Genomic DNA, 26,035 nt, shown 5'->3' on the forward strand with positions numbered 1-26,035 from the left:
AGGATGCCCAGTCGTGTGATGGATTATCTGCTGTTGATTGCTGTTGGCCTTTGCCTGAGCAGCCCATTGCTCGCGGCACAGCACAGTGAAAACTATGACTTGCTGAGTCGCTCGACGGCCGGGCACCTGGACCTTCAACTGGACCCGGCACAAAAGCGCTGGCTGAAGAACAGACACGAACTGATCCTGGGGACTTCGGCACCGGACTATCCGCCTTTCGACCTGACCCTGAGCGGCCGCGACTACGAGGGTTTCACCGCCGACTATGCGGGCATCCTCGGTCAGGTCACCGACTTGCCCGTCAGGGTTCAGCGCTTCGCTTCCCGAGGCGCCGCCATCGAGGCGCTGGAAAACGGTGAAGTCGACCTGCTCGGTACCGCCAACGGATTCGAAGCGCGCAATAGCGCAATCAGCCTGTCCAGGCCCTACGCGGTGGACCAACCGGTGCTGGTGACCCGAGAAGGCGAGACTCGGTCGCTGACCGATGGCCTGTCCGGCATGCGCTTGAGCATGGTCTATCACTACTTGCCGCTGGATGAGGTCAAGGCCCTGTATCCGAAAGCGCTCATCACCGCTTACCCGTCCTACCAGAATGCGATCAATGCCGTGGCGTTCGACCAGGCTGACGTTTTCCTCGGCGACACCATTTCCACCCACTACATGATCAACAAGGGCTATTTGAACAACATCCGCATGGCCAACTTCGGCAAACACGAAGCCCACGGTTTCAGTTTCGCGGTGCATCAGAACAATCCAGAACTGCTGGGCATCGTCAACGCCATACTCGCGGCCATCCCCACCAGCGTTCGAGAAAACATCGCCAAGCGCTGGAGCGCCGGCAGCGACATCCTGCTCACCGATCACAAACTGGAACTCAGCTACAGCGAAGAACGCTGGCTGGCACAGCATCCGGTGGTGCGGGTGGTGGTCAACGAAGCCTTCGCCCCCCTCACCTTTTTCGACAGCGCCGGCAACTTCCGCGGGGTTGCCGCAGATCTGCTGGAGCTCATCAGGCTGCGCACCGGCCTGCGCTTCGACATCCAGCGCAGCCGCAGCGACAGCGACATGATCCAAAAGCTCGAGGCCGGCCAGGCCGACCTGATCGCCGCCCTGCTGCCCAGCGCGCAACGCGAAACCCAACTGAATTTCAGCCGCCCCTACCTGCAAAATTCCTACGTGCTGCTGACCCGCAAGGCCGAAGACAGCCCGGCCAACCTGAGCCAGTTGCACGGCAAGCGCCTGGCCATCGCCCAAGGCCACCCTTTGACGGCATACCTGAAGCGCGAATACCCGCTGATCAAACTTATCGAAACCCCGGACACCTTCAGCGCCGTGGAAATGCTCGCCGAAGGCCTGGCGCAAGGCGCGGTCAATTCATTGGTGATCGCCAACTACTTCATTTCATCGCGACTGTTCGAACACACGCTGCAGATCAGCACCACCATCGGCACCGAACAAGCGGCGTTCTCCCTGGCGACCCAACGCGAGGCCGGCGAACTGCATGACATCCTCAACAAAGCCCTGCTGAGCATCTCGCCGGAAGAACTGGGCATCATCAACAGTCGCTGGCGCGGCTATTCGGCGTCGTCGCAAAGCACCTGGCGCAACTATCACCGGCTGTTCTATCAGATCGTCATCGGCGCCGGCGTGCTGCTGCTGATTTCAGTGGCCTGGAACGCCTACATGCGACGTCAGATCAATCAGCGCAAGGCCGCCGAACGTGCCCTGAGTGATCAGTACGAGTTCATGCGCTCGCTGGTCAACGGCACGCCACACCCGATTTACGTACGCGATCGCCAAGGCCTGTTGCAAAGCTGCAACGACAGTTACCTGCATGCCTTCAGCGCCCGGCGCGAAGAAGTCATCGGTAAAAGTGTCATCGAAAGCACCCTGAGCAACGCTTTCGAAGCGCGGGAATTTCAGGCCGATTACCAGCGGGTGGTGTCCGAGGGTCGACCGCTGATTCTCGACCGTCCGCTGCACATCGGCGGGCGCCGGCTGACGATCTATCACTGGATCCTCCCCTACAGGGACTCCAGCGGCGAAGTCCAAGGCATCATCGGCGGCTGGATCGACATCAGCGAGCGCCGACAGCTGTTCGACGACCTGCGTTGCGCCAAGGAGCGCGCCGATCAGGCCAACCGGGCCAAGAGCACGTTCCTGGCGACCATGAGTCACGAGATCCGTACCCCCATGAATGCCATCATCGGCATGCTCGAACTGACGCTCAAGCGCATCGAACGGCAACACCCGGACCGCCCGGCCATCGATGTGGCCTACAACTCGGCCAAAGACCTGCTGGAACTGATCGGCGATATTCTGGACATCGCACGCATCGAATCCGGCCACATGAGCCTGAGCCCGGAACGGGTCAATCCGCGGGAAATCGTGGCGTCCGTGGTGCGGATTTTCGACGGTCTGGCACGGCAGAAAGACCTTGAGCTTCGGCTGGATTTCAATCCGAGCAACCCCTGCGTCGACGTTCTGCTCGATCCGCTGCGCTTCAAGCAGGTGCTGTCGAACCTGGTCAGCAACGCGATCAAATTCACTGAACAGGGCCAAGTGAGCATCAGCGTCGAACTTTACCCGGGTGTCGAGCCTGACCAGGTACAGATGCAGGTCCTGGTCGAGGACAGCGGGATCGGCATCAGTGCAGAGGATCAGCACCGCTTGTTCGAGCCCTTCGCCCAGGCCGAAAACGCTGGGCAAACGGCCCGCGGCGGCACCGGACTGGGTCTGGTGATCAGCCGCAGTCTGTGCGAAACCATGGGCGGCAGCCTGCAACTGAGCAGTCAGCCAGGGATCGGCACACGTGTGCACCTGTCGCTACTTTTACCGTCGCTGCCACGGGAGCCTGAAGTGGAAAAACCCCAACCCCTCCTCCATGTCGCCACCACCGCGTTGAAGGTGCTGGTGGTGGATGATCACGCGGCCAATCGCTTGCTGATGTGCCAGCAACTGGAGTTTCTCGGCCATCGATTCAGCGGCGCATCGGACGGTAAGGAGGGCTTCGAAATATGGAAGTCCGACGTGTTCGACCTGGTGATCGTTGACTGCAACATGCCGGTCATGAATGGCTACGAACTGGCCCGGGCCATTCGCCAACACGAACAACAGACGCAGCAGACGCCCTGCACCGTCCTGGGGTTCACCGCCAATGCGCAGCCCGAGGAAGTCCAGCGCTGCAAGCATGCCGGCATGGACGACTGCCTGTTCAAACCACTGACGCTGACAGCCCTGAGCCAATGGGTCGAGGGCCTGGCGCCAACCGACCGTTCACCGGCCTTCAGCATGGAAGGCTTGCGACTGTTGACCGGTGGCAACCCGGTGTTGAACCAGCGCCTGCTGGCTGAACTGCTCAACAGCAATCGCCATGACCGCCAGGGGTTGCAGGCCCTGCATGGGTGTACCGACCTGCAGGCATTTATCGACATCGCTCACAAAATCAAGGGCGCTGCACGAATCGTTCAGGCCTCGCGACTGATCGACAGCTGCGAAACCCTGGAAACCGCCTGCCGCGGACCGTTGCAGGCCGACCTGTTGGCCGAATGCTGCAGCGCCGTGGACCGCGCCTTGCTGGAGCTGGACCAGGCATTGCTGCAACAAATCGCCCACCACCACGACGGCAAAAAGCCAGAGGCTTAACTATGCTTGGTCGCTGAGCAGTGTGTTAACCATCACGGAGCGACCTGCATGCCCAACCCACTGCGCCTGGATCAGCGGCGATTTCCGCTGCATGTTCACATCAGCGTGATGTTCACCATCCTGCTGATGCTGACCGGGGTGGTGTTGGGCATTTTCAATTATCGACAGACCACCCAGATCATCCTCTCCAGCAGCGAGAAGCTGTTCAATCGCATCGAGCAGGATGTACGCCTGGACCTGGCCGCCACCTACGAGCCGATTCGTCACTTGCTGAGCCTGCAGGTGGTGAACCCGGCGGTCCAGGCCACGGACCTGCAGCAACGCCTGGCGCTGCTCAAGCCGTTCAGCCAGTCGCTCACCGACAACCCCGATCTGGCCTCGCTTTACGTCGGTTACGGCAACGGTGATTTTTTCATGGTTCGCCCCATGCGAACCGACGCGCTGAAAACCCTGCTCAAAGCGCCGCAGACAGCGGCCTATCAAGTATGGAGCATCGAACACGACAGCAGCGGCCAGGCGCATTCTCAATCCCTGTTCTTTGATCAGAAACTGACCTTCATCAGCCGCCAGGACAACGCCGAAGACCGCTACGACCCGCGCAGTCGCGCCTGGTTCAACAGTGCCAGCCGCGACCAGGACCAGATCACCACCGAACCCTATGTTTTTTTCTCCACCCATAACGTCGGCACCACCCTGGCCCGGCGCAGTGGCGATCAAGTGGTGATGGGGGCCGACCTGACCCTGGCCGAACTCAGCGCCACCCTGGCCAAGCATGTGGTCACCCCGGCTACCGAAATCGCCCTGTTCGATGCCCAAGGCAATGCGGTGGCCTATCCCGACGCCAGCCGCCTGATCATCGACGATCAGACCGCCCGCCTGAGCAAGGCCGCCGACCTGAGCCCCAGCCTGGGTGCATTGATCAACAGCCCGCCTGACGGCAAGCGCCTGGAGGTGGGCGGTCGCCAATGGATCGTGGCCCGCAGCCACATGGAGGAAGGCGGCCCCCATGGCCTGCAACTGGCAATGCTGGTACCGGAAGACGAATTGCTCGTCGATGCCTACCGCATGCGCTGGCAAGGTGCGTTGATCACCCTGACGACGCTGCTGCTGTGCGTGCCGCTGGGCTGGCTGACCTCACGGATACTGGTCAAGCCCTTGCGCGCCCTGGTGCGCGAGGCGGATGCCATACGAAGCTTCGATTTCAACGTTCCACTGTCCCGTCGCTCCCCGGTGCTGGAAGTCGACCAGTTGAGCCTGTCGATGGGGCGCATGAAAGACACCCTGGCCAGCTTCTTCCAGATCACCGACAGCCTGAGTGCGGAAACACGTTTTGCCCCGTTGCTCGAGCGGGTGCTGTTCGAAACCGTGAAAATCGGCCAGGCCGAAGCCGGCCTGATCTACCTGCGTGAGGGCGACGGCGATCGCATGGAACCCCAAGGGCTGGTGATCAGGGAAGCGGCGCAAACCCTGTCGTGCTTCGACCTGGGAGCTCACTCGCTCCAGGATCCGCAGAGCCCGGCCTGGATTCGTCAACTGTCGACCGCCGACAACGTGGTCAGCAACCTGGGCTTCGAGCAGGCCGGGGATTTGCAGAAAGTATTGCTTGCTCTGGAATGCCCCCGGGTGCATCTGATCGGCATCCGCTTGCACAACCGTCACAACGACACCGTGGGTCTGCTGGTGTTTCTGCTGGCTGACAGCGGCAACAAGGACGATCTGGAAAAACTGCGCCCCGATCGCATTGCGTTTTTGCAAGCGGTGTCCGGCGCCGCGGCGGTGAGTATCGAAAGTCAGCGCCTGCAAGCCCGCCAAAAACAGCTGCTGGACGCCTTCATCAAATTGCTGGCCGGCGCGATTGACGCCAAGAGCCCCTACACCGGCGGCCATTGTCAGCGGGTACCGGTGCTGACCCTGATGCTTGCCCAGGCGGCGGCGGCGAGCCAAGACCCGGCTTTGAGCGGCTATCAACCCAGCGACGATGAATGGGAAGCGCTGCACATCGCCGCCTGGCTGCACGACTGCGGCAAGGTCACCACTCCGGAATACGTGGTCGATAAAGCCACCAAACTCGAAACCCTCAACGACCGCATCCACGAGATCCGCACCCGCTTCGAGGTGCTCAAGCGCGATGCGTGGATCGGTTACTGGCAAGGGCTCGCCCAGGGTGGCGACGAGCAAGCGCTGGCGCGGCAGCGTGATGCCACCCTGGAACAACTGGACGATGATTTTGCCTTCGTGGCCCGCTGCAATCTGGGCGGCGAAGCCATGGCCGAGACCGATTTGCAGCGCCTGCGCAGCATCGGCCAGCGCACCTGGCTGCGAACCCTGGATGATCGACTGGGGGTTTCCTGGGAAGAGAACCAACGCCAGAACCGCACGCCGGCGCCGACACTGCCGGTGACCGAGTCACTGCTGGCGGACAAGCCCGAGCACCTGCTGGAACGCGCCGATGCCGAACTGATCCCGCCGGACAACCCCTGGGGTTTCAAACTGGACGTGCCGCGCTACAAGTACAACCGGGGCGAGCTCTACAACCTGAGCATCACCCGCGGCACCCTGACCGGCGAAGAGCGCTACATCATCAATCACCACATGGTGCAGACGATCCTGATGCTCGATCAGTTGCCCTTCCCCAGCCACCTGCGCAACGTTCCGGAAATCGCCGGTGGCCATCACGAAAAAATGGACGGCACCGGCTATCCCAAGCGCCTGAAACGTGAAGAGATGAGCCTGCCGGCACGGATGATGGCGATCGCCGATATTTTCGAAGCGCTGACCGCCGCCGACCGGCCCTACAAGAAAGCCAAGTCGTTGAGCGAGGCGCTGGGCATCATGGCGTTCATGTGCCGCGATGCCCACATCGATCCGGCATTGTTCGAGTTGTTCATCAAGGCGCACATTTACAGACAGTACGCCGAGCGCTTCCTCGACCCGGGGCAGATCGATGCGGTAGATCCTTCAGGCTTGCTGATCAAGGCAGGTCTGGCGAGTGGATCTTGAATCGGTCATCAGCAATCGGTCAGACGCAGGAAAATCGCCGCCAGTTGCTCGATACCGGCCTGATCCTCGGCAGTGAAACGCGCCAGTTTCGGGCTGTCGAGGTCCAGTACGCCGATCAGGCGACCGTCCTTGACCAGCGGCACCACCAGTTCGCTGTTCGAGGCGCTGTCACAGGCGATGTGCCCGGGAAACGCGTGCACGTCTTCAACCAATTGCGTCTGTAAGGTCGCCGCCGCCGTGCCACACACACCGCGACCGAAGGGAATGCGCACACAGGCGATCTGCCCCTGGAACGGACCCAGCACCAGTTCTTCGTTGCGATTGAGGTAGAAACCGGCCCAGTTCAGGTCGTCGAGCTGATTGAACAGGAATGCCGAAAACTGCGCGGCGTTGGCAATGAAATCCCGCTCGTGCGCCAGCAGCGACTCCAACTGCGCGTGCAGCATGCCGTAGCCTTCCAGGCCCTGGTCGCTCTGTTGTAAATCGATCATGCCTTGTGCTCCAAGAGTTTGAGCCCGACCCAATAGCGGGCAAATTGATAGGCGCAACGTCCGTTGCGATTGCCACGCCCCGTGGCCCAGCGCACGGCGAGGATGTCCAGCTCCTCGGTGCGTTGCCACTTGAGGCCGGCCTTGTCGGCCAGTTGGCCGATCCAGTGCTCGACGACGTTGAGAAAGTGTTCCTGGGTAAACGGATAGAACGACAGCCACAGACCGAAACGGTCCGACAGCGCGATCTTGTCTTCCACCGCCTCGCTGGGGTGCAATTCGCCGTCCACCCGTTTCCAGTTTTCGTTATCGCTTTCCTTTTCCGGCACCAGGTGGCGACGGTTGGAAGTGGCGTACAGCAGCACGTTGTCCGGGGCCTGTTCGAGGGAACCGTCGAGCACGCTCTTGAGCACGCGATAGTCGCCCTCACCCGATTCGAACGACAGGTCATCGCAAAACAGCACGAACCGCTGGGGCAGTTTGGCAATCTGTTCCACCACCCGTGGCAAGTCGGCCAGGTGGTCGCGCTCGATCTCGATCAGGCGCAGGCCGGCCTGGGCATGCTCGGCCAGCAAGGCGCGGACCAGCGACGATTTACCGGTGCCGCGCGAGCCCCACAGCAAGGCGTGGTTGGCGGGCAGGCCGTCGATGAATTGCTGGGTGTTGCGCCCCAATTGCTCCACTTGCCGGTCGACGCCGATCAGGTCGGACAGGCGCATGTCCAGGCTCACTTGCAGCGGCAGGAGGAAGCCGCTGCGCCCCTCGCGCTGCCAGCGCGCTGCCAGGCAGGTGTTCCAGTCGATGGCTTGCCGAGGGGTGGGCAGCAGCGGTTCGATACGGGCCAGAACGGCATCGGCGCGTTCAAGAAAAGCATTCAATCGGGAATCCACGTCTTCTCCTCGGACAAGTTCAGGGTAATGATGACGATACAACGAGGCAGCAAAGCGCCTGATGGCCAGGCAAATCCCCAAGAGCGGCCCTGATACAAAGGCTCGCGACAACATCGGCATCCATGCACGATCGACTATGCTTGAGCAGCGAAGGGAAACGGAAGTGGTTCAACACCCCATGGACATCAAATTCACCAACCGGCTGTCCTACAAGCAAGCCCGGCTTACCGTGCTGGTGGGTTTCATTCTGGGCACGCTGCTCAGCCTGCTGCAAATAGGCATCGATTATGCCAGTGAAGACGCCTCCATCAACCGTGAAATCCTGTCTTTGCTGGAAATCAGTCACAACCCGGCCTCGCGCATCGCTTACAACATCGACGCCGAACTCGCCCAGGAACTGACCCTGGGCCTGCTGCGCTCACCGGCGATCATCGGCGCGAAACTGACCGACAACAACGGCAACGTGTTGGCCAACGTCAAGCGCCCGGGCCTGCAAAGCGGTTATCGGGTGTTGAGCGATATGCTGTTCGGCGCCAACCGGCTGTTCGAGGATCGCCTGTATCTGGATCATCTGCCCAACGAATCCCTGGGCATGCTGCAACTGGACGTCGATACCTATTCCTTCGGTTACCGCTTCCTGCGTCGCGCCGAAGTCACCCTGCTCAACGGTTTCGCCCGCAGCCTGATCCTCACCGGCATCCTGCTGGCGCTGTTCTACGTGATGCTGACCAAGCCACTGGTGCGGGTGATCCGTGAACTCAGCGGCCGCGATTCGCGCAGCACTGAACCGACCTCGCTGGAATGTCCGCCCGGGCACGAGAATGATGAGATTGGCGTACTGGTGACCGTCGCCAACCAGCAATTCGAAAATGTCGCCACGGAAATCCAGCAGCGCCGCAACGCGGAAAACCGCCTGACCGATTACCTCAGCGAACTGGAAAACATTGTTTCGGCGCGCACCGCTGAACTCAAAGCCATCAACGCCCGGCTCAGCCAGTCCAATCAGGAACTGGAAGTCGCCCGCAGCACCGCCCTGGACATGGCCGAGGCGCGTTCGGTGTTCCTGGCCAACATGAGCCATGAAATCCGCACACCGCTCAATGGCCTGCTGGGCATGATCGCACTGTCGCTGGATGGCCCCTTGACCGCCGAGCAACAGCAACAGCTGTCGATCGCCCACGACTCGGGCAAGGTGCTGGTGGAATTGCTCAACGATATTCTCGACCTGTCGAAATTCGATGCCGGGCAACTGGAGCTCGAACACATTCCGTTCGATCTCGGTTCGCTGGTCGAGGACACCGCCAACCTGTTGTCGCAAAACGCGGCGCCCAGTGTCGAGTTGACCTGCCTGATCGATCCGCAGTTTCCGGCGCTGGTGCTCGGTGACCCGACCCGAGTGCGGCAGATCGTCAGCAACCTGCTGTCCAACGCGCTCAAGTTCACCCGTTTCGGCCGCGTCGATGTGCGCCTGTCGACCTTTGGTGAAGGGGTCAGGATCGAGGTCTGCGACACCGGCATCGGCATTCCCCAGGACGCTCAGGTCAAGATCTTCCAGCCCTTCACCCAGGCCGGCGCCGGCATCACCCGGCAATTCGGTGGCACCGGGCTGGGCCTGGCGCTGACTTACAACCTCTGCGAAGCCATGAAAGGCCGCCTGACCATCAGCTCGGAGGCAGGCTTCGGCAGCCAGTTCTGTGCAGAGTTGCCGCTGCCTCGGCATACCCGCGCCCTGGTTCCGCCCCCCCTGAAGGGCAAGGTCATCGCCATTACGTCCGCCAGCAGCGGCCTGGCAGAACTGCTGGCCGGCGTGTTGCCCGGCTGGGGGCTGGCGTATCAGCAGCGTTCGATCGATGACCCGTTGATCGGGCTGGACCCTGATGTACTGATCACCGATTGCCCTGAATGCCTGTTCAACCTGCGCCCCGCCATCACCGCGCCGATACTGCTGGTGACCGCCTATGGCAGCTTCCTGCCCAGTGAACAGGTCAACGCCCTCGCGCCCTTGCAACAGCAGGCACGGCCCCTGGCCCGCAATGCGCTGCACCAGAACCTGCGGCGTGTCCTGCAACCGGACCTGACCACGATCAGCGAAGCCCTGGTTGACCGCCACTTACCGCAACGCCGCGCTCGGGTGTTGCTGGTGGAGGACAATCCGGTCAATCAGTTGGTGGCCAAGGGCATGCTCGGCAAGCTTGGCTGCGAGGTGATCGTCGCCGCCCACGGTGTCGAGGCGCTGGATCAATTGGAGAGCAGCGCTTTCGATCTGGTGTTGATGGATTGCAACATGCCGGTGATGGACGGTTATGAGGCCAGTCGGCAGATCCGCCGCAGTGGACGCTGGCCGCAATTGCCCATCGTCGCCCTGACCGCCAATGCGATGTCCGAAGAGCGCGAACGTTGCCGCGCGGCGGGCATGAACGACTACCTGGCCAAACCCTTCCGTCGCGAGGAGCTGGCGGCCCTGCTGGATACTTGGATCCCGGTCACGACAGCGCCTTGATCTGTCCCAGCAGGTGATCCAGACCATCGCGCAGTTCATTGAGGCGATCCAGATCCACCCCACTGTCGCACAACAGGCGAGCCTTCAGCGGCGCGACCTGATCGCGCAACGCCAGTCCGCTCGGCGACAGGCTCAGGTGCACCTCACGCTCATCCCGGGCCGAACGCTGGCGCTGAACCAGTTGCAACTGCTCGAGGCGCTTGAGCAACGGCGTCAGCGTGCCGGAGTCCAGCGCCAGCCGCTCGCCCAGCGCCTTGACAGTGGGTTGGTCCGGCGCACTGGCCTGCCACTCCCATAACACCAGCATGGCCAGGTATTGCGGGTAGGTCAGGCCCAGTTGATCGAGCATCGGCTTGTAGGCGCGGATCACCGCTCGGGAAGCGGCGTACAGCTTGAAGCACAGCTGGTTGTCCAGGCTCAGGGAATCGACGGACAAGGTGTTCATTTGAGCAGGGCTTCGATCTCGCGGCTCAGGTCCTGCGGCTTGGTCGCCGGGGCGAAGCGCTTGACCAACTGGCCGTCCTTGCCGATCAGGAACTTGGTGAAGTTCCACTTGATGCCTTGGGAACCGAGCACGCCCGGTGCGCGCTTTTTCAACTGCACGAACAGCGGATGGGCACCGGCGCCGTTGACGTCGATCTTCTTGAACAGCGGGAAACTGACGCCGTAGTTCAACTCGCAGAACTCGCTGATGGCGCCTTCATTGCCTGGCTCCTGCTTGCCGAACTGGTTGCAGGGAAAGCCCAACACCACCAGGCCTTGGTCCTTATAGGTCTGCCACAGCTGTTCGAGGCCTTTGTATTGCGGGGTGAAACCGCATTTGCTGGCGGTATTGACCACCAGCACGGCCTTGCCGGCGAAATCCGCCAGGGTCTTTTGCTCACCCTTGATGGTGGTGCAGGGGATGCTCAGCAGGTTGTCGCTCATGGTGTGCGCTCTGTTGGATAGGAGATGATACAAAATAGAGTGCAATTGAATTGTGTGCAATTTAAATCATCGGAACCATCGCTTCGTAGGAGCAAGACTTGCCCGAAACGGTGTCCGGCAAGCCTTGCTCCAACGGTATAGCGTTACCCGCGGGGAACCCGGTCCAGACACACCGAGTTGATGCAGTAGCGCAGGCCAGTGGGCGGCGGGCCGTCGGGGAATACGTGCCCCAGGTGCGCATCGCATTTGCTGCAGACCACTTCGGTGCGAATCATGCCGTGGCTGACATCGCGGATTTCGGTCATGGCATTGTCGCCGATCGGCGCGTAGAAACTCGGCCAGCCGCAGCCGGAATCGAACTTGGTTTTCGAGTCGAACAACGGCTCGTTGCAGCAGATGCAATGGTAGATCCCATCGACCTTGCTGTCGTTGTATTTGCCGGAGAACGGGCGCTCGGTGCCCTTCAGGCGGCACACGTTGTACTGCTCGGGGTCGAGCATGGCTTTCCATTCTTCCAGGGTTTTTTCCAACTTTTCCATCATCACACCTCGGCGGCTGAAAAAGCCCGATCTGTACCTTTTCCACGGATCGGGCGGCACGTATGATTGCGCCTCGTCAAACGCCAGTCTGGCAGCCAGACCACGCGCATTCAAACGGATTTATGGGTGCTGCCTCTCAAGGCGTCAGGCCTGTGTGATTACGCAGGATTCCCAGTACGGTTGTTCACACGCCGCCTGGATCGTTCATTTTCGGGAACACATCGCCATGCAGGTCAGCAAATCGAACAAGCTCGCCAACGTCTGCTACGACATTCGCGGCCCAGTGCTCAAGCACGCCAAACGCCTGGAAGAGGAAGGCCATCGCATCCTCAAGCTGAACATCGGCAACCCGGCGCCCTTTGGTTTCGAAGCGCCGGACGAAATCCTCCAGGACGTGATCCGCAACCTGCCGACCGCCCAGGGCTACAGCGATTCCAAGGGCCTGTTCAGCGCACGCAAGGCCGTCATGCAGTACTACCAGCAAAAGCAGGTAGAGGGTGTCGGCATTGAAGACATCTACCTGGGCAACGGCGTGTCCGAACTGATCGTGATGTCGATGCAGGCCCTGCTCAACAACGGTGACGAAGTGCTGGTACCGGCGCCCGACTACCCGCTGTGGACCGCGGCGGTGAGCCTGTCCGGCGGCAACCCGGTGCACTACCTGTGCGACGAGCAGGCCAACTGGTGGCCAGACCTGGCCGACATCAAGGCCAAGATCACCCCCAACACCAAGGCGCTGGTGATCATCAACCCGAACAACCCCACCGGCGCGGTGTATTCCAAAGAAGTCCTGCTGGGCATGCTCGAACTGGCGCGACAGCACAACCTGGTGGTGTTCTCCGACGAGATCTACGACAAGATCCTCTACGACGATGCAGTGCACATCTGCACCGCCTCCCTGGCGCCGGACCTGCTGTGCCTGACCTTCAACGGCCTGTCCAAATCCTATCGCGTCGCCGGTTTCCGTTCCGGCTGGATTGCCATTTCCGGTCCGAAACACCACGCCCAGAGCTACATCGAAGGCATCGACATGCTGGCCAACATGCGCCTGTGCGCCAATGTGCCGAGCCAGCATGCGATCCAGACGGCGCTGGGTGGCTATCAGAGCATCAATGATCTGGTGCTGCCGCCAGGACGCCTGCTGGAACAGCGCAACCGCACCTGGGAATTGCTCAACGACATCCCGGGCGTCAGCTGCGTCAAGCCGATGGGTGCGCTGTACGCGTTCCCCCGCATCGATCCGAAGGTCTGCCCGATCCACAATGACGAAAAATTCGTCCTCGACCTGCTGCTGTCCGAGAAGCTGCTGGTGGTGCAAGGCACGGCCTTCAACTGGCCTTGGCCTGACCACTTCCGCGTCGTGACCCTGCCACGGGTCGATGACCTGGAGATGGCCATCGGACGCATCGGCAACTTCCTCAAGTCCTATCGCCAATAGGTGACCGGTCACCGTGCGGCGGCCAGCGCCTGTCGCACGGTGATTGATTCAGCAACACCTGCTTACACCCTACCCCTCGCTGTCGCACCCGATGCCGACCTGAAACACGCTGCCCGTTTCCATCCAGCGACGACGGGGGTCGACGCGCGCTTCGGACGACAAACACTTCCCCGATGAACATCGGAAATGTCCTGCAAACAGCTAAGCTTTTGCTGTAGGACACAGTTTGAAATAGTCACTCGGTTGAATACCCCGGTGCTGCACCTTATATACCCTCGCAGTACGCTACATCTTTAGCATAAGGAGATTTCTACAACCATGATGCGCATCCTGCTGTTTTTGGCCACTAACCTGGCGGTCGTGCTGATTGCCAGCATCACCCTGAGCCTTTTCGGCTTCAACGGGTTCATGGCGGCCAACGGGGTTGATCTGAACCTCAATCAGCTGCTGATTTTCTGTGCGGTCTTTGGTTTCGCCGGTTCCCTGTTCTCGCTGTTCATCTCCAAGTGGATGGCGAAGATGAGCACCAGCACCCAGATCATCACCCAGCCGCGCACTCGTCACGAGCAATGGCTGCTGCAAACCGTCGAGCAACTGTCCCGGGAAGCCGGGATCAAGATGCCCGAAGTCGGTATTTTCCCGGCCTACGAGGCAAACGCCTTCGCCACTGGCTGGAACAAGAACGACGCACTGGTCGCGGTCAGCCAGGGCTTGCTCGAGCGTTTCTCGCCGGATGAAGTGAAAGCCGTTCTGGCCCACGAGATCGGTCACGTGGCCAATGGCGACATGGTGACGCTGGCGCTGATCCAGGGCGTGGTGAACACCTTCGTGATGTTCTTCGCGAGGATCATCGGCAACTTCGTCGACAAGGTGATCTTCAAGAATGAAGAAGGCCAGGGCATCGCCTACTACGTGGCGACCATCTTCGCCGAACTGGTCCTGGGCATCCTGGCCAGCGCCATCGTCATGTGGTTCTCGCGCAAACGGGAATTCCGTGCGGACGAAGCCGGTGCGAACCTGGCCGGTACCGCCGCGATGATCGGTGCCCTGCAACGCCTGCGCGCGGAACAAGGCCTGCCGGTGCACATGCCCGACACCCTGAATGCCTTCGGCATCAACGGTGGCCTCAAACAGGGCTTTGCCCGGATGTTCATGAGCCACCCGCCGCTGGAAGAGCGCATCGACGCACTGGCGCGTCGTCGGGGCTGAGAGGCTACGAAGTAAACAGGAAGGCCCGCAGCGATGCGGGCCTTTTTTACTACTCGAATATGGCGGTGATTTTCAGGGCCTCTTCGCGAGCAAGCCCGCTCCCACATTGACCGGTGTACACCGCTCAATGTGGGAGCGGGCTTGCTCGCGAAGAGGCCGTAATGGTCGCTGCAAATTACCGGGTGGAAACCCGATATACCCGTTCCTCAAGCCGCGTAACCCCAGCCTCCAGAAACTTCCCGCTCTCGCTCAGCACGTCCTGGTCCTCCAGGATCTTCAAGGTCCACGAAGCCCCGAACAACCGCTGCACTTCATCATCGAGCACGGCAAAGGGCGGGCCAGACATTTCTGTCTGATCGTAATCCAGGGTGATGAGCAACCCCAGAGAACCCTTGGGCAGAACCCGGTGCAGATGGGTCGCGTATTGCTCGCGCATCGGTGGCGGCAATGCAATCAGCGCAGCACGATCATAAATCGCGGAGCAATCAGCGGCATCGCCTGGGGTCAACGCAAAAAAATCGCCACACCAGATCTCGATGGAACCCGCCCGATAAACCTTGAACGGTCCTTGCTCGCTGATGACGGGATCGAAGCCATGCTCACTGAAGAAGTCCTCGACGGCCCTCTCCGACAATTCGATACCCAGCACCTCATGCCCGCGGTGTGCCAGCCACAGCAGATCCAGACTTTTCCCACACAGCGGCACCAGCACCCGCGCACTCTCCTCCAGTTCCAGCTGCGGCCAGAACCGTTGCAGATAAGGGTTCACCTGCGGCAGGTGAAAGCCGATCTGATTCGACGCCCACTTCTTGTGCCAAAACTCCGGCTGCATAAATAACCCCGAAAATTCGATCAAAACACCCTAAAACTTATATTAGATTTAGATCAATGATCTGACTGAAGATGGTGCCATCTTAACCCTCTGGAGCTCATCCATGTTCCCCAGCCTGTACATATCCCATGGCTCCCCGATGCTCGCCCTCGAACCCGGGGCCAGCGGGCCGGCGCTGGCCCGTCTGGCAGCTCAAATGCCCAAACCCGAAGCCATCGTGATCGTCTCCGCGCACTGGGAAAGCCATGAACTGCTGGTGAGCGCCAATCCACGGCCGCAGACCTGGCATGACTTCGGCGGTTTTCCCAAGGCGTTGTTCGAGGTGCAATACCCCGCCCCGGGCGATCCGCAGTTGGCGGAGCAGGTGGTCGAGTTATTGAACGCCGCCGATCTGCCGGCACGAATCGATAGCCAACGCCCCTTCGACCATGGTGTCTGGGTGCCGTTGTCGTTGATGTATCCACAAGCCGATATTCCGATTGTCCAGGTTTCCCTGCCAACCCGCGGCGGCCCAGCCCTGCAAACCCGCGTCGGCCATGCCCTGGCCAGCCTGCGGGGTAAGGATGTACTGTTGATCGGCTCCGGCAGCATCACCCACAACCTCAGGGAACTGGACTGGCATGCAGGGCCCGAGCGCGTCGAAACCTGGGCGCAGGTGTTTCGTGACTGGATGATCGAGAAACTGGAAGCAGACGACGAGGCGGCGCTGCACGATTACCGTCAACAGGCACCGAATGCCGTGCGCAACCACCCCAGCGACGAGCATTTGCTGCCGCTATACTTTGCCCGCAGTGCCGGCGGAGCGTTCAGCGTGGCCCACAAAGGCTTCACCATGGGCGCGCTGGGGATGGACATCTACCGCTTCGGCTGAAAGGTCACCCTGAATTGCAGGCAAAAAAAATCCCCGAACCAGTCGGGGATTTTTAATGTTCGATCAATCAGCTCGAGAGCGGATCAATCTTCGCGGTAGCGACGCAGCTTCAACTGCTTGCCGGCAACGCGAGTGTCCTTCAGCTTGGTCAGCAACTTCTCAAGACCGTCTTCCGGCAGCTCGACGAGGCTGAAGCTGTCACGCACCTGGATGCGACCGATGGCTTCACGGGCCAGGCCACCTTCATTGAGGATGGCGCCCAGCAAGTTCTTGGCAGCGATGCCATCACGCGCGCCCAGCGCGGTACGGCAACGAGCACGACCTTCGGCCAATGGAATCGGAGCACGACGCTCGCGATCACCACGCTCAGGACGATCACCGGAACGCTCTGGACGATCGCCACGCGGTGCGTTATTCGGCACCAGTGGGCGCTCTTTCTCGATAGCGGCCAGGTTCAACGCTTGACCGTTGGTCGCCTTGCGCAGCAGGGCTGCGGCCAGGGCGCGCGGGCTGCAACCGATGTCGGCGGTCAGACGGTCGAGCAACTCACCGTGGGTCGATTCGGCATCGGCGACCAGCGGCGACAGGCTATTGGTCAGTTTCTTGATGCGTGCATCCAGAACGGCTTGAGCGTCCGGCAGGCGAACTTCAGCAACCTTCTGACCGGTTACGCGCTCGATCACTTGCAGCATGCGGCGCTCGCGAGGAGTCACCAGCAGCAGCGCACGACCTTCGCGACCGGCACGGCCGGTACGGCCGATACGGTGAACGTAGGATTCCGGATCGTACGGCATGTCGACGTTGAACACGTGAGTGATGCGCGGAACGTCCAGGCCACGCGCCGCAACGTCGGTCGCCACAACGATGTCCAGACGGCCATCCTTGAGGGAGTCGATCACGCGCTCACGCTGGTTCTGGGCAATGTCACCGTTCAGCGCAGCGGCTTTGTAGCCTTTGGCTTCCAGTGCGCTGGCCAGGTCCAGGGTGGCTTGCTTGGTACGCACGAACATGATCAGCGCGTCGAAATCTTCCACTTCCAGCAAGCTGAGAACGGCAGACGTCTTCTGGTCAGCATGAACCAACAGGTGAGCCTGTTCGATCGCGGTAACGGTCTGGGTCTTGCTCTGGATCTTCACGTGCTTCGGGTCACGCAGATGGCGTTCGGCGATGGCACGGATCGATTGCGGCAAGGTGGCCGAGAACAATACGGTCTGACGGGTTTCCGGCATGGCCTTGAAGATGACTTCCAGGTCGTCCATGAAGCCCAGCTTGAGCATTTCGTCGGCTTCGTCGAGAACCAGGTGGTTCACGGTCGCCAGTACTTTTTCGTCGCGACGCAGGTGGTCGCACAGACGGCCCGGAGTGGCGACAACGATCTGTGCGCCATTACGGATTGCTTTCAATTGTGGGCCCATCGGCGCGCCGCCGTAGACAGCCACAACAGTTACGCCCGGCATTTGCTTGGCGTAGGTTTCGAAAGCGGTTGCAACTTGCAGCGCCAACTCACGAGTTGGGGCCAGGATCAGAGCTTGCGGCTCGCGCTTGGACGGATCAATGCGGTGCAGGATAGGCAGGGCAAAGGCAGCGGTTTTACCGGTACCGGTTTGCGCCTGACCAATCATATCGTGACCGGCGAGGATGATCGGGATCGACTGCTGCTGAATGGCCGAAGGCTCTTCATAGCCGGTAGCGACTACTGCAGCGACAATATTGGGATGAAGTTCAAGAGCGGCGAAGCCGCCGATTTCCTGGGTCATGGGTCTGCCTCTAAGTGCATCCGCAAAGACCCATGCTCCAAAGCTGCGCATGCCGTGTTGAGACTCAAGAGTCGCCCTGGCAGCTTTGTCGGCGGGGATTTGCGAAAACGAATGAATGAAAAGAATCGTCAAGGAAGAGTTCGCGGGGCGAACGTGCAGCCGAAGCTGGCTTCGGGGAATTGCGCTACCTAAACGCGGCCCGGTTAAAGGCCGGCGCGCACTATACCGGAATTTGCCGAAAAAGGGAGCTTTTTTTATCGCAAAACTGCCGCGTACGGCGTTCTGTCACAGGCTTTGCGGATAATCCCCCAAGCGACTATTTTTCAAAGGCCCGGCCCAGTGGGCGATGGCGCTAAAACGGTTCACCCTGAACACCCGGACCGCCGGTCCGACGCCCCTTCCCGCCCGAGGAAACGCCCCCATGAAAGAGCCCGACACCCGCCATGTGAGTCGTGAAAAGCGCGGTCATGTCCTGTTGATCGGCCTGGATCGGGTCGCCAAGCGCAACGCCTTCGATATCGAACTGCTCAACGAACTGAGCCTGGCCTACGGCGAGTTCGAAGCCGACAGCGATGCACGAGTGGCAGTGATCTTCGCGCATGGTGAGCATTTCACTGCCGGGCTGGATCTGGCCAGCGCCAGTGCCGCCCTGAGCGAAGGCTGGCAGGCACCGCCCGGCGGCTGCGACCCGTGGGGGGTGTTCGCCGGGCCGCGGGTCAGCAAACCGGTGATCGTCGCCGCCCAGGGCTACTGCCTGACCATCGGCATCGAGTTGATGCTGGCGGCCGATATCAATCTGTGCGCCAGCAACACCCGGTTTGCGCAGATGGAAGTGCAGCGGGGCATTTTCCCTTTCGGCGGCGCCACGTTGCGCCTGCACCAGGTGGCCGGTTGGGGCAATGCCATGCGCTGGATGCTCACCGGTGACGAATTCGATGCCCATGATGCCCTGCGCCTGGGGCTGGTGCAGGAAGTCATGGCCAGCGAGGATTTGCTGCCCCGGGCCATCGAACTGGCCGAACGTATCGCCCGGCAGGCACCGCTGGGGGTGCAGGCGACGTTGATGTCGGCACGGCAGGCGCGATACGAAGGGGAAACGGCGGCGGCGCAAGGGCTGCCGGTGCTGGTGAAGAAGTTGTTGGGCAGCGAGGATGCTCAGGAGGGGGTGCGATCGCTGGTGGAGCGGCGGCCCGGTATCTTCAAAGGAGCGTGAGGAATGTGTTGACCGGCAGTCAGCCTTCGCGAGCAAGCCCGCTCCCACATGGGATCGCGTTCAACTGTGGGAGCGGGCTTGCTCGCGAAAAGGCCCTCACTGGCACCCAATCATGTCGCCGGACGAATCGCCTTGATCAATGCCTGCAACGAATACCCCAGCCGCGGCGCCAGCGCTTCGGCGCGGGCAATAAGCCCACCCATGTCCAGTTCCTGATCCAGCTCCGACGGCACGATCAGGATCACGTTGCCCTCCTTGACCGGCAATTCCCAGTAATGCCGGTGATAAAGCCCGCGCAACAACGCGGCGCCCAACGGCTTGCCGTCGTCGGTGGCCCATTGATTGATCACCAGCCAGCCGCCGGGATTCAGGCGTTTCTGGCAGTTTTCCAGGAAAGTCCAGGCCAGGTGCCCGACGCCGGGGCCGACATCGGTGTAAAGGTCGACGAAAATCAGGTCAGCCGGCTCTGCGGTGTCGAGCAGTTCCAGGGCATCGCCGACGCGAATATAAAGACGCGGATCATCGTCCAGCCCCAGGTATTCAATGGCCAGGCGCGGCACATCGGGGCGCAGTTCGATGGCTTCGACGTCTTCCAGCGGCAGGAACTTGAGGCAGGCCTGGGTCAGGGTGCCGGCGCCGAGTCCGAGGAACAGCGCGGTTTCCGGCTGTTCGTGGCACAGCGCGCCGATCAGCATCGCCCGGGTGTAATCGTATTCGAGCCAGCTGGGGTCGGCGGTGAACACGCAGCTTTGCTCAATGGCATCGCCGAACTCGAGAAAACGGTAATCGGCCACTTCCAGCACGCGGATCACGCCAAATTCGTCCTGCACCTCGGCGAGCAACAGCTCGACGCGCTCCTCAGTCATTTCGTCTCCAGATCATTACCGTGCCTGCCGCAGCATGAAGCGGCAAAGGCGCGATTGTCCGCGAAGCGACGGGAACAGGTCACGCACTAATTGCTGATAACATGGCCGTCCGAGCGTAAAACATTAGAGACCGTGATGAGACAACCCTGGAGTCCTGACAGCTGGCGCGCCTTGCCGATCCAGCAACAACCCCAATATCCTGATGCGGCGCATCTGCGACAGGTCGAGCAGACCCTGGCCAGTTACCCGCCGCTGGTATTTGCCGGTGAAGCCCGGGAATTGCGCCGTCAGTTCGCCGAAGTGACCCAGGGTCGCGCGTTTCTGTTGCAGGGCGGCGATTGCGCCGAAAGCTTCGCCGAGTTCTCCGCGGCGAAAATCCGCGACACCTTCAAAGTCTTGCTGCAAATGGCGATCGTCATGACGTTTGCCGCCGGCTGCCCGGTGGTCAAGGTCGGGCGCATGGCCGGGCAGTTCGCCAAGCCGCGTTCGGCCAATGACGAGACCATCGACGGGGTCACCCTGCCGGCCTACCGAGGCGACATCGTAAACGGCATCGGTTTCGACGAAAAAAGCCGCGTGCCGGACCCGGAGCGTCTGCTGCAGTCCTACCACCAGTCCACCGCCACCCTGAACCTGTTGCGCGCCTTCGCCCAGGGTGGCTTCGCCGACCTGCATCAGGTGCATAAGTGGAACCTCGACTTCATCGCCAACTCGGCCCTGGCCGAAAAATACAGCCACCTGGCCGACCGCATTGATGAAACCCTGGCGTTCATGCGGGCCTGCGGCATGGACAGCTCGCCGCAACTGCGCGAAACCAGTTTCTTCACCGCTCACGAAGCGCTCTTGCTCAACTATGAAGAAGCCTTCGTGCGCCGCGACAGCCTGACCAACGATTACTACGACTGCTCGGCCCATATGCTGTGGATCGGCGACCGCACCCGTCAGCTCGACGGCGCCCACGTCGAATTCCTGCGCGGGGTGAACAACCCGATCGGGGTCAAGGTCGGCCCGAGCATGAACACCGACGACCTGATTCGCCTGATCGACATTCTCAACCCGACCAACGATCCGGGCCGCCTGAACCTGATTGCGCGGATGGGCGCCAACAAGGTGGGCGATCACTTGCCGCAACTGATCCGCGCCGTGCAGCGCGAAGGCAAGCAGGTGCTGTGGAGCTCGGACCCGATGCATGGCAACACCATCAAGGCCAGCAGCGGCTACAAGACCCGGGATTTCGCGCAGATTCTTGGCGAGGTGAAGCAGTTCTTCCAGGTGCATCAGGCGGAAGGCAGTTATGCCGGCGGTATCCACATCGAGATGACCGGGCAGAACGTGACCGAGTGCATCGGCGGTGCGCGGCCGATTACCGAGGATGGATTGTCGGACCGCTATCACACCCATTGCGACCCGCGGATGAATGCCGACCAGTCGCTGGAGTTGGCGTTTCTGATTGCCGAGACGTTGAAGCAGGTTCGGCGGTGAGTCAGTAAAAACTCTGTGCCTGACAGGCCGCCTTCGCGAGCAAGCCCGCTCCCACATTGCAATGCACCCCCCTGTGGGAGCGGGCTTGCTCGCGAAGAGGCCAGTTCAGTCACCTCCCAACTGGGCCATCGCCACCCGCAACCGCACCCCACTCGCCCTTGTGCAATTCAGCTGCACCCGCTCCAGCCCCAACCAATGCGCCATGCGCCGCAGATTCACCGCCAACACCAGCATCCCCTCGTCATCCAGCCCTGCTTCTTCCTCATGCACCGCATGCACCGCCAACCGCCCCGCCGCCCGTTCCGCGCGCAAATCCACCCGCGCGGCGATCCGCTCGTTGTGCAGAAACGGCAAGACGTAATAGCCATACACCCGCTTGTGCTCGGGCGTGTAAATCTCCAGCCGATAGCGGAAATCGAACAGCCGCTCGGTGCGGCTGCGCTCCCAGATCAGCGAGTCGAAGGGTGAAAGCAGCGCGCTGGCCTCGACCTTGCGCGGCGGCCTGGCGTCGGGCAGGCAGTAGGCCGGCTGCCGCCAGCCCTGAACCTCACAGGCGAGTAACTGACCCGCCTCGACCAACTCCTGCAGGCGCGGCCGGCTGTCAGCGGGATTCAATCGGAAGTAGTCGCGCAAATCCTTCTCGGTGCCCACGCCCAGCGCCGTCGCCGCATGCAGCAACAGACCACGCTGTGCCTCGGCTTCACTGAGCAAGGGTTGTGCGAGGATCGTGGAGGGAATCACCCGTTCCGGCAGGTCGTACAGGCGCTCGAACCCACGGCGGCCGGCGACGGTCACTTCGCCGGCGGCGAACAACCATTCCAGTGCATGCTTTTCCGCGCTCCAGTCCCACCACGGGCCGGCCTTTTCCTGGCGCGTCGACAAACTGCCCGCGCCCAGCGCCCCCTGTTCCTGAACGCTGGCCAACACCCGGCGGATGGTGTCCTGTTGCTCACGACCGAAACGCGCCAGTTGTTGATAAATGTCTTCGCCACGGCTCGCACGCTGCATGCGCCAACGCATCAGCGGGTACATCGACAGCGGCAGCAACGAGGCCTCATGACCCCAATATTCGAATAAGGTACGACGCCGGCCCGGACTCCAGGCAGCCTGGTCGAGCAAGTCGGAAGAATAGGGACCCAGACGGGAAAACAGCGGCAGATAGTGCGAACGCACCAGCGCATTGACGGAATCGATTTGCAGAACGCCCAGCCTCTGGATCAAACGGTTGAGTTGCACCGCCTTGATCGTCGCCGGCGGCTGGCGCCCGTTGAACCCTTGGGCAGCCAGCGCCAGACGCCGAGCCTGTTTGAGGGATAAGGACTGTGTCGCGGGCATGAGCATCTCCTTGTCTGCTCGCAACCTACCTCACCACAAGTTGGTTTGTGTAGTTGGAAGTGGCTCATTTATGCATCGGATCGTTCCAGAACGGCTTGACCGACTCGAACTCCACGTCGGCGCGGCTCATGCCGATGTCCTTCAACGCTTCATCGCTAAGGCTGGCCAGCAGCTCGCGTTCACGATGCAGTTCGTACCAGCGGCTGAACTTGTGCAGCAGATCGGAAATCAGGTGCACCGAATGTTTTTCCGCGCCTTGAAACTCATGTTGACCTTTCATCTTGTTGCCCTCCGTTTAGATGGTTCCAGTCTCGCCCCAGGGCTAAGATCAATCCAACAAATGTTCCTGATGGCAACCATCTCGGAGATTGATGCATGTCTACCTACCAGACGATCGATACCGAAGTGCTGCGTACCTTTGTCGCGATTGCCGACCAGGGCGGCTTTACCCGCGCCGGTGAGTTGGTGCATCGCACTCAGTCGGCCGTGAGCATGCAGATGAAGCGGCTGGAGGAAGATGTGCTGCAGCGCCAGTTGTTCCAGCGCGACGGCCGCCAGGTGCGGCTCACGGCGGAAGGTCAGGTGCTGCTGGGTTATGCGCGGCGCATCCTCAAACTGCACAGTGAAGTGTTCAATACACTGCGCGAACCGGACATGGTCGGCACGGTGCGCATCGGCACCCCGGACGATTATGTAATGCGCTTCCTGCCGGGGATTCTGCGGCGTTTTGCCCAGTCCTATCCGCTGATCCAGATCGAGGTGCACTGCGAGTCATCGAAACAATTGCTGATGCGCCAGGACCTCGATCTGTCGATCGTCACCCGCGAGCCGGGCAGCGAAATCGGTCAGTTGCTGCGCAAGGAGCGTTTTGTCTGGGCCGAGGCGCAGTGCTACAGCGCCCACGAACAAACGCCCCTGCCGCTGGCGATGTTCAACAGCGACTGCTTCTGCCGCCTGTGGGCGTGCAACGCGCTGGATGCGATGGGCCGTGATTACCGTGTGGCCTACAACAGCGACAGTCTGTCGGCGATCATGGCGGTGGTCAGCGCCGGTCTGGCGGTGACCGCGCAACTGGAAAGCCTGATCACCCCGGACATGCGCATTCTCGGGGAAGCCGAAGACCTGCCATTGTTGCCCGAGGCGAGCATCATGCTGGTGCGCAACCTGCACAATCCATCGCCGATCACCGAGTGCCTGGCCGAGCACATCGTCGATGGCTTCAAACTTTAAAGGCGAGCATCACCGCACACAGCACCAGAAAGCCACAGAACAACGCGCGCAGCAGGCGTTCAGGCATGGCGTGGGCGATCTTCACACCCCAACTGATGCTCAGCAGGCCACCGATTGCCAGGGGCACGCCGATCATCCAGTGCACCTGATGGTGCACGGCGTAGGTGACCAGCGTCACGCCGGTACTTGGCAGCGCCAAGGCCAGGGACAAGCCCTGGGCAACGACTTGCGTAGTGCCGAACAGACTGGTCAGCACCGGCGTCGCCACCACGGCTCCGCCCACGCCGAACAGGCCGCCCATGGTGCCGGAGGCGGCACCAAGAACGCCCAGCCACGGCCATGAATAGTTCATCTGCGCCGATGGCGGTTTGCGCGCAGAGAACATGCGCGTCAGGTTGTAGACCGACAGTGCGACCAGAAAGGCGACGAACCCCAGGCGCATGACTTGCGCGTCGATGCCCACCGCCCAGATCGAACCGATCCAGGCAAAGCAAAAGCCCATAAAGGCCAACGGGACGGCATGGCGCAATTCGATGCGGTTGCGCTGGTGGTATCGCCACAGCGCCAGCATGACGTTCGGCACCACCATCACCAGCGCGGTGCCCTGAGCAATCTGTTGGTCCAGACCGAACAACACGCCCAACAGGGGAATGGCGATCAGGCCACCACCAATGCCGAAAATCCCGCCGAGCGTGCCAAGGGCAGCGCCGAAAACCAGGTACATCAAAAACTCAATCACAGGATTTTTCCTCACAGATCAGGCGATTCATCCTACGCAGTTGGAGCTGGCGGGGAAACGCACAGCAACGCACAATGGCTATGCCAAACACGCACAAGCAGAGCGCTTCCATGAACCCCAATCAACTGACCGATCAACTCGGTCTATTTCTAGACGTACTCGAGACCGGCAGTTTTTCCGCTGCCTCGCGCCGCCATCTCCTGACCCCCTCAGCCGTAGCACGGCGAATCGACAGCCTGGAAAACGCCGTCGGCAGCCAGTTGTTCATCCGCAGCACCCATGCAGTGCGCGCAACGCCGGCGGGACTGGCGTTTGCCGAACGGGCACGGCGGATCGTCGAAGAGCTGCGCCTGGCACGGGCCGAGGCGGTGTCCCTGAGCAGCGCGCCCGAAGGCTTGATTCGGGTCGATGCGCCGGCAGCATTCGGGCGACGGCACCTGGCACCGGTGATCGCCGATTTTCTGGTGCTCTATCCCGGCCTCGATGTGCAGTTGCACCTGATCGACAGTTTCGTCGACATGCAAGGCTTGAACCTGGGCAAGGTCGATCTGGTGCTGCGCGCCGGGCAACTGGCCGATACCCGACTGGTGGCAACACCGCTGGCGAGCATGATGCGCATCGCCTGCGCCAGCCCCGAGTATTTGCAACGCCGCGGAGTACCGAACGATCCGGCGCAACTCATTGAACACGACGGCCTCGATTGGGATGGCCTGGCCCCGCCCTTCGCCTGGCGTTTCGAGCGTGAAGGCCAGATGCAATTGCATCGTCCATCCCGCGTGCGCATGAGCGCCAACAATGCCGAAGCCTTGGTCTGCGGCGCACTGGCCGGTCTGGGCATCGCGCACTTGCCGACCTGGCTGACCAGCGAATACCTGCTGCGCGGTGAGCTGTTGCCGCTGTTTTGCGAAGACGGCCTGCCCAAGCCGGAAAGTGCCGGCATTTATGCCCTGCGCCTGGAACAACAACCCAATTCACGCAGTCGTTTACTGCTCGAATACCTGAAAACCCGTTTCAGCCCGATTCCACCCTGGGACCTGGTGCTGCAATCTCATCTGGTTCGCCACTAGTCTAGAA

21 protein-coding genes are annotated in these 26,035 nt (G+C 61.2%); 10 read left to right on the forward strand and 11 right to left on the reverse strand.

The features are described 5' to 3' along the window. Positions 1–3: 3 nt before the first annotated feature. Together B0W55_RS03250 and B0W55_RS03255 are read left to right on the forward strand one after the other, a co-directional pair. Positions 4–3,645 (forward strand): transporter substrate-binding domain-containing protein, encoded by a 3,642-nt coding sequence (locus B0W55_RS03250; RefSeq protein WP_077044593.1) that lies wholly within the window; start codon positions 4–6, stop codon positions 3,643–3,645. A gap of 48 nt (positions 3,646–3,693) precedes the next feature. Continuing rightward, complete coding sequence (locus B0W55_RS03255) at positions 3,694–6,645, forward strand: HD domain-containing phosphohydrolase (RefSeq protein WP_077044594.1); 2,952 nt, start codon at positions 3,694–3,696, stop codon at positions 6,643–6,645. Between the two features lie 8 nt (positions 6,646–6,653). Here B0W55_RS03255 and B0W55_RS03260 read toward each other — a convergent pair whose 3' ends face one another. Together B0W55_RS03260 and B0W55_RS03265 are read right to left on the reverse strand one after the other, a co-directional pair. Next, a complete protein-coding gene (locus B0W55_RS03260; RefSeq protein WP_077044595.1) occupies positions 6,654–7,136 on the reverse strand; it encodes a GAF domain-containing protein in 483 nt (160 codons plus the stop codon). Continuing rightward, positions 7,133–8,023, reverse strand: coding sequence for an ATP-binding protein (locus tag B0W55_RS03265; RefSeq protein ID WP_077044596.1), 891 nt, complete (start codon positions 8,021–8,023; stop codon positions 7,133–7,135). Before B0W55_RS03265 ends, B0W55_RS03260 begins: the two co-directional genes overlap by 4 nt. Positions 8,024–8,201: 178 nt before the next feature. On the opposite strand from B0W55_RS03265, the gene B0W55_RS03270 reads away from it, so the two are divergent. Beyond that, a complete protein-coding gene (locus B0W55_RS03270) occupies positions 8,202–10,523 on the forward strand; it encodes a response regulator (RefSeq protein WP_175645461.1) in 2,322 nt (773 codons plus the stop codon). On the opposite strand, the gene B0W55_RS03275 is transcribed toward B0W55_RS03270, so the two are convergent. The 3 genes from B0W55_RS03275 to msrB all read right to left on the reverse strand — a co-directional run bounded on the left by B0W55_RS03275 (position 10,507) and on the right by msrB (position 11,989). Next, entirely contained in the window at positions 10,507–10,968 is a 462-nt protein-coding gene (locus B0W55_RS03275; protein WP_077044598.1) for a MarR family winged helix-turn-helix transcriptional regulator, read from the reverse strand. The genes B0W55_RS03270 and B0W55_RS03275 overlap by 17 nt on opposite strands. After that, entirely contained in the window at positions 10,965–11,450 is a 486-nt protein-coding gene (locus B0W55_RS03280) for a glutathione peroxidase (RefSeq protein ID WP_077044599.1), read from the reverse strand. The genes B0W55_RS03275 and B0W55_RS03280 overlap by 4 nt, the downstream gene beginning before the upstream one ends. A gap of 143 nt (positions 11,451–11,593) precedes the next feature. Continuing rightward, positions 11,594–11,989, reverse strand: coding sequence for a peptide-methionine (R)-S-oxide reductase MsrB (gene msrB / locus B0W55_RS03285; RefSeq protein WP_077044681.1), 396 nt, complete (start codon positions 11,987–11,989; stop codon positions 11,594–11,596). 226 nt (positions 11,990–12,215) lie between these two features. On the opposite strand from msrB, the gene B0W55_RS03290 reads away from it, so the two are divergent. Beyond that, on the forward strand, positions 12,216–13,427 hold the full coding sequence (locus B0W55_RS03290; RefSeq protein WP_075948173.1) for a pyridoxal phosphate-dependent aminotransferase: 1,212 nt from the start codon (positions 12,216–12,218) through the stop codon (positions 13,425–13,427). Between the two features lie 318 nt (positions 13,428–13,745). Beyond that, positions 13,746–14,636, forward strand: a complete 891-nt coding sequence (gene htpX, locus B0W55_RS03295; protein ID WP_077044600.1) for a protease HtpX — start codon at positions 13,746–13,748, stop codon at positions 14,634–14,636. Between the two features lie 175 nt (positions 14,637–14,811). Here htpX and B0W55_RS03300 read toward each other — a convergent pair whose 3' ends face one another. Then, positions 14,812–15,468 carry a thiopurine S-methyltransferase gene (locus B0W55_RS03300; RefSeq protein WP_077044601.1) on the reverse strand — a complete coding sequence of 219 codons (657 nt, stop codon included), beginning with the start codon at positions 15,466–15,468 and terminating at the stop codon, positions 14,812–14,814. A 103-nt stretch (positions 15,469–15,571) separates the two neighbouring features. On the opposite strand from B0W55_RS03300, the gene B0W55_RS03305 reads away from it, so the two are divergent. Continuing rightward, complete coding sequence (locus tag B0W55_RS03305) at positions 15,572–16,339, forward strand: class III extradiol ring-cleavage dioxygenase (protein WP_077044602.1); 768 nt, start codon at positions 15,572–15,574, stop codon at positions 16,337–16,339. An 83-nt stretch (positions 16,340–16,422) separates the two neighbouring features. On the opposite strand, the gene B0W55_RS03310 is transcribed toward B0W55_RS03305, so the two are convergent. Beyond that, a complete protein-coding gene (locus B0W55_RS03310; RefSeq protein WP_077044603.1) occupies positions 16,423–18,096 on the reverse strand; it encodes a DEAD/DEAH box helicase in 1,674 nt (557 codons plus the stop codon). Between the two features lie 421 nt (positions 18,097–18,517). Here B0W55_RS03310 and B0W55_RS03315 point away from each other — a divergent pair, with 421 nt between their 5' ends. Next, the gene (locus B0W55_RS03315; protein ID WP_077044604.1) at positions 18,518–19,309 is read left to right on the forward strand and encodes a crotonase/enoyl-CoA hydratase family protein; all 792 of its coding nucleotides are present in this window, start codon (positions 18,518–18,520) and stop codon (positions 19,307–19,309) included. A gap of 110 nt (positions 19,310–19,419) precedes the next feature. On the opposite strand, the gene B0W55_RS03320 is transcribed toward B0W55_RS03315, so the two are convergent. Then, positions 19,420–20,175 carry a spermidine synthase gene (locus B0W55_RS03320; protein ID WP_077044605.1) on the reverse strand — a complete coding sequence of 252 codons (756 nt, stop codon included), beginning with the start codon at positions 20,173–20,175 and terminating at the stop codon, positions 19,420–19,422. A 135-nt stretch (positions 20,176–20,310) separates the two neighbouring features. Between B0W55_RS03320 and B0W55_RS03325 the strand changes: the two genes are divergently transcribed. Beyond that, on the forward strand, positions 20,311–21,657 hold the full coding sequence (locus tag B0W55_RS03325; RefSeq protein WP_077044606.1) for a class II 3-deoxy-7-phosphoheptulonate synthase: 1,347 nt from the start codon (positions 20,311–20,313) through the stop codon (positions 21,655–21,657). 105 nt (positions 21,658–21,762) lie between these two features. Here B0W55_RS03325 and B0W55_RS03330 read toward each other — a convergent pair whose 3' ends face one another. Continuing rightward, positions 21,763–22,992 (reverse strand): winged helix-turn-helix domain-containing protein, encoded by a 1,230-nt coding sequence (locus tag B0W55_RS03330; RefSeq protein ID WP_077044607.1) that lies wholly within the window; start codon positions 22,990–22,992, stop codon positions 21,763–21,765. Positions 22,993–23,056: 64 nt separating this feature from the next. Then, positions 23,057–23,272, reverse strand: coding sequence for a DUF1127 domain-containing protein (locus tag B0W55_RS03335; RefSeq protein WP_077044608.1), 216 nt, complete (start codon positions 23,270–23,272; stop codon positions 23,057–23,059). 95 nt (positions 23,273–23,367) lie between these two features. On the opposite strand from B0W55_RS03335, the gene B0W55_RS03340 reads away from it, so the two are divergent. Continuing rightward, positions 23,368–24,222: a LysR substrate-binding domain-containing protein gene (locus B0W55_RS03340; RefSeq protein ID WP_077044609.1), complete on the forward strand. Its 855-nt coding sequence runs from the start codon at positions 23,368–23,370 to the stop codon at positions 24,220–24,222. Here the strand turns inward: B0W55_RS03340 and B0W55_RS03345 are convergent. Continuing rightward, positions 24,212–24,946 carry a sulfite exporter TauE/SafE family protein gene (locus B0W55_RS03345; protein WP_077044610.1) on the reverse strand — a complete coding sequence of 245 codons (735 nt, stop codon included), beginning with the start codon at positions 24,944–24,946 and terminating at the stop codon, positions 24,212–24,214. The genes B0W55_RS03340 and B0W55_RS03345 overlap by 11 nt on opposite strands. A 125-nt stretch (positions 24,947–25,071) precedes the next feature. Here B0W55_RS03345 and B0W55_RS03350 point away from each other — a divergent pair, with 125 nt between their 5' ends. Then, positions 25,072–26,028, forward strand: coding sequence for a LysR family transcriptional regulator (locus tag B0W55_RS03350; protein ID WP_077044682.1), 957 nt, complete (start codon positions 25,072–25,074; stop codon positions 26,026–26,028). The last annotated feature ends 7 nt before the right edge of the window (positions 26,029–26,035 follow it).

Source organism: Pseudomonas sp. KK4, assembly GCF_001984065.1.
Taxonomy (GTDB): Bacteria; Pseudomonadota; Gammaproteobacteria; order Pseudomonadales; family Pseudomonadaceae; genus Aquipseudomonas.